Genomic DNA, 4,555 nt, shown 5'->3' with positions numbered 1-4,555 from the left:
ATCAATTCCCTCTACTTCAATGCGGCAACTAGCAGTACCAGCAATAAACGACTCCGCACCTGTACAAACCGGTGAATCATTACTACGAGAGCGCCAGCCTTCATCACTTGCCTCCCATAGATGAATCCGAACCTCATTACACATTAGAACTGCGAATCCATCTTCATGGTGAACCAAAGTGAAACCTAGTTTATCGCAATAAAAACCTATACTCTTTTTAATATCCCCGACTGGCAATGCCGGGATAGACTGTAACATTCTCACGCATAAAATCCCCTTTCATTTTCTAATGTAAATCTATTACCTTATTATTAATTCAATTCGCTCATAATTAATCCTTTTTCTTATTACGCAAAATGGCCCGATTTAAGCACACCCTTTATTCCGTTAATGCGCCATGACAGCCATGATAATTACTAATACTAGGAGAAGTTAATAAATACGTAACCAACATGATTAACAATTATTAGAGGTCATCGTTCAAAATGGTATGCGTTTTGACACATCCACTATATATCCGTGTCGTTCTGTCCACTCCTGAATCCCATTCCAGAAATTCTCTAGCGATTCCAGAAGTTTCTCAGAGTCGGAAAGTTGACCAGACATTACGAACTGGCACAGATGGTCATAACCTGAAGGAAGATCTGATTGCTTAACTGCTTCAGTTAAGACCGAAGCGCTCGTCGTATAACAGATGCGATGATGCAGACCAATCAACATGGCACCTGCCATTGCTACCTGTACAGTCAAGGATGGTAGAAATGTTGTCGGTCCTTGCACACGAATATTACGCCATTTGCCTGCATATTCAAACAGCTCTTCTACGATAAGGGCACAAATCGCATCGTGGAACGTTTGGGCTTCTACCGATTTAGCAGTTTGATACACTTTCTCTAAGTATCCACCTGAATCATAAATCGGCAAAATAGAGAAAAATTGACCATGTGTAAGCGGCCAATCTGATTCCACCTGAGATGCATAATCTAGTAGAATCTCTTCGCTATCAAAATTCACTTCCACCTTCCACTCACCGGTTGTCCATTCATGGCTGAACTCTGCTTCCTCTGTTGACATGACACACATCATCTCAATATCCGAATAGGGCCCATCAGTCTGACGACCAAGAGAGCCATAAACACCAATAGCCTTAACATCATCCCCATATTTATCCAATATTCGTTCCTTAATTTCATGAACAATCTTCATTCTTTCTTCTCTAGTCATTATTATTGGTCCATTCACTATTCTCATTCCCTTTTCAGATAATTTTAGATTTGCTTTTCTAAATAAGAATATTTGGAGAGCACCGTTCTTATTCAGCTATTAATAACTCGTCTTCCTAAGCATCCTTCAATCCTTTTAATAACAATTATAGCATCTAATCTTCAACAAACTGGCCCGTTTGTTGAACTACTCTTTAATAAAATAATTTTTCCGTTCCCAATTCCACATTGCAATAATAGAAAATCCATCTTCATCGGCTTTTTCGTCATCATCTGTATGAATCAAATCGCCTTCTTCTGTGTCATCAAGGTTTAATTTTTTATGTATTTCTTTTAACAAACCACCATAGGAGATTAACCTTTTACGGTGTAAACCTTCCTCCAAATCAGACAAACGTTTCAAATTCTTTTCTTCATCATCGGTCATAAAATCCGTATCCTTTACAGGATATTTTGCAGTTTCGTCAATTGCCGATTGTATATCCGATTTATATTTATTTTTCGGTCGAATCATTTGAACTTTTACATTTGGATCATAGTCTAATTTCATTGCCTTTTTCCAAAATTGAATCCATTGTTTTTGATTCACGTAGTTTTCTGTATTCTTAAAATAAGTTGGTTCCACACATACCAATACATGCATGTGCTGATTATAAGAATTATCTTTATTATTTATTGTCACTTCCGTTGCACGCATAAAACCAACAAGATTTTTATTAATTTTTTTATATTGCATCATTCGGCGAAATCCTTGAGCCATATCTGACAAACTCTTATTTAATTCTTCGCCATCATAAACATTTTTAACTGTTAATGTGAGAAACAACCAACGAACTGTTGGCTTTTGTTTAATAACTTCAGCAACAACCTTTTGTGACTGAATGCCATGTTTCATTGCTCTCCTCCAGTTGCACATTGGACAAAGCCTGGATTTACAAAACCACACTCGATACAACTTTCTTTCGCCTGTTTCACGATTTTGTTTATACTCTAATATTTCAGCACAATCTTTTACTCTTTCAGCCTTTTTAAATTCAAGAATATGCAGAAGTTCAAAGTAATCAACATTAGCGATTTTCTTTTCTCTCCATGGTCTCACTTTTCCACTTTTTGTCTTGTCCACTAAAACCCTTGATTTTTCATCTGAATAAATGCTACTATTAGGACACATAATATTAAAAGAAACCCCCATCTATTTAGTTATTTGTTTGGTCACTTATAACTTTAACAGATGGGGTTTTTCTGTGCAACCAATTTTAAGGGTTTTCAATACTTTAAAACACATACATACCAACACTTCAACGCACCTTTCAGCAACTAAAATAAAAATGACGTTATTTCTATATGTATCAAGATAAGAAAGAACAAGTTCAAAACCATCAAAAAAAGACACCTTTTCAGGTGCTTTTTTTATTTTATAAACTCATTCCCTGATCTCGACTTCGTTCTTTTTTTACCTCTCGGTTATGAGTTAGTTCAAATTCGTTCTTTTTAGGTTCTAAATCGTGTTTTTCTTGGAATTGTGCTGTTTTATCCTTTACCTTGTCTACAAACCCCTTAAAAACGTTTTTAAAGGCTTTTAAGCCGTCTGTACGTTCCTTAAGGAATTCCTTAGTGCTTTCATAGATTAAACTCACATCACGCTTTAAATCGCTTATTTTAGACTTTAAAGACTTGTTTTCTTCAAGCAACTCATTATAATCATTTACATTTTCATTAAATCGCTCTACAAGACCACTATATTTTTCTTTAACTTGCCCATGTTCTTTACTTAATTTTTTATATTCTCTCGCCATATCAGTACTCATGAGATTTCTAACATGCTGTTTTAACCTATCGTTATCTCTCGCAGCAGTCACTAAGTTTTTATAATCACGCTCCGATATAACAACATTTTTGGTTGGTTTCTTTTCTGTTTTCATTATTTCTTTTCCCAAACCAAACATGGACTTTTCACCCGTTGGCACTTCAACACTTTTCATGTGTCGTTTCGCTGGTACTTCTAAATCTGATTTAACTTTATCGCTATAAGCAGTCCATTCATCTTTTTTAACTGCTAAATTTTTTTCTAGAAAATCAATCTCTTTTTCCAAAGTTTGTTTTTTAAATTTAGCTGTCTCAATATGTTTACGGTCAGAGCCACGTTCACCACGCTTCAACTCAAAACCCTGTTTTTTCATATGCTCGGGGAATTTATCTTGTAGCCATAACAGTTCTTGACGATTAAACACATTTTTTCCTTGCAGTTTTCCATCACGCATAGGCACAACACCTAAATGCATGTGAGGGGTTTGCTCATCATTATGAACTGTTGCATAAGCAATATTTTGCTTGCCATATCGTTCGGAAAATAATTTATAACTTTCCTCAAAAAATCGTTTTTGTTCTCCTGGATCCAGTTGCTCAAAAAAATCTCGGTCAGATGTTACTAGCAACTCATTTACAAGAACAGCATCTTTCCTCGTTTTTCTTGTACCTGTTTTTTGTGATTCAATAATTTCTTTGACACGTTCGTTGTAATCAATATTTTTATCATTTTTCAAATCATAATTTTCACGTGTTCGCTCATGGTCAATATCATCATTCGTTCTACTTTTTCGCTCTCTTTGATTATGAAATTGCATGCCTTTTAGTCCAGCTGATTTCACTTTTTGCATTCTACAAACTGCATAACTCATATGTAAATCGCTCCTTTTTAGGTGGCACAAATGTGAGGCATTTTCGCTCTTTCCGGCAACCACTTCCAAGTAAAGTATAACACACTATACTTTATATTCATAAAGTGTGTGCTCTGCGAGGCTGTCGGCAGTGCCGACCAAAACCATAAAACCTTTAAGACCTTTCTTTTTTTTACGAGAAAAAAGAAACAAAAAAACCTGCCCTCTGCCACCTCAGCAAAGGGGGGTTTTGCTCTCGTGCTCGTTTAAAAATCAGCAAGGGACAGGTAGTATTTTTTGAGAAGATCACTCAAAAAATCTCCACCTTTAAACCCTTGCCAATTTTTATTTTGTCCGTTTTGTCTAGCTTACCGAAAGCCAGACTCAGCAAGAATAAAATTTTTATTGTCTTTCGGTTTTCTAGTGTAACGGACAAAACCACTCAAAATAAAAAAGATACAAGAGAGGTCTCTCGTATCTTTTATTCAGCAATCGCGCCCGATTGCTGAACAGATTAATAATAGATTTTAGCTTTTTATTTGTTGAAAAAAGCTAATCAAATTGTTGTCGGGATCAATTACTGCAAAGTCTCGTTCATCCCACCACTGATCTTTTAATGATGTATTGGGGTGCAAAATGCCCAAAGGCTTAATATGTTGATATAATTCATCAATT

5 protein-coding genes are annotated in these 4,555 nt (G+C 35.7%); all 5 read right to left on the bottom strand.

The window, feature by feature from the left end:
• On the bottom strand, window positions 1–264 hold a 264-nt coding region (locus KA893_RS13860; protein ID WP_164795685.1), incomplete at its 3' end, for a VOC family protein.
• 216 nt (window positions 265–480) lie between these two features.
• Complete coding sequence (gene aadD1 / locus KA893_RS13855; RefSeq protein WP_001014230.1) at window positions 481–1,242, bottom strand: aminoglycoside O-nucleotidyltransferase ANT(4')-Ia; 762 nt, start codon at window positions 1,240–1,242, stop codon at window positions 481–483.
• 168 nt (window positions 1,243–1,410) lie between these two features.
• Window positions 1,411–2,394, bottom strand: coding sequence for a protein rep (locus KA893_RS13850; RefSeq protein ID WP_000336291.1), 984 nt, complete (start codon window positions 2,392–2,394; stop codon window positions 1,411–1,413).
• Window positions 2,395–2,638: 244 nt separating this feature from the next.
• Window positions 2,639–3,901, bottom strand: a complete 1,263-nt coding sequence (gene mobV, locus KA893_RS13845) for a MobV family relaxase (protein WP_000119405.1) — start codon at window positions 3,899–3,901, stop codon at window positions 2,639–2,641.
• Window positions 3,902–4,407: 506 nt separating this feature from the next.
• A partial coding sequence (locus KA893_RS14270; protein ID WP_481906302.1) for a VOC family protein occupies window positions 4,408–4,555 on the bottom strand: 148 nt, incomplete at its 5' end.

The sequence above is a fragment of the Staphylococcus sp. GDY8P126P genome, from assembly GCF_017891965.1.
GTDB classification, from domain to species: Bacteria; Bacillota; Bacilli; order Staphylococcales; family Staphylococcaceae; genus Staphylococcus; species Staphylococcus saprophyticus.
This window is presented reverse-complemented; position numbering and strand designations above follow the sequence as displayed.

Bases quoted from the DNA above. Each gene is read 5' to 3' on its own strand.
- KA893_RS13850 (WP_000336291.1), bottom strand. From the start codon at position 2,394: ATGTGTCCTAATAGTAGCATTTATTCAGATGAAAAATCAAGGGTTTTA.
- mobV (WP_000119405.1), bottom strand. From the start codon at position 3,901: ATGAGTTATGCAGTTTGTAGAATGCAAAAAGTGAAATCAGCTGGACTA.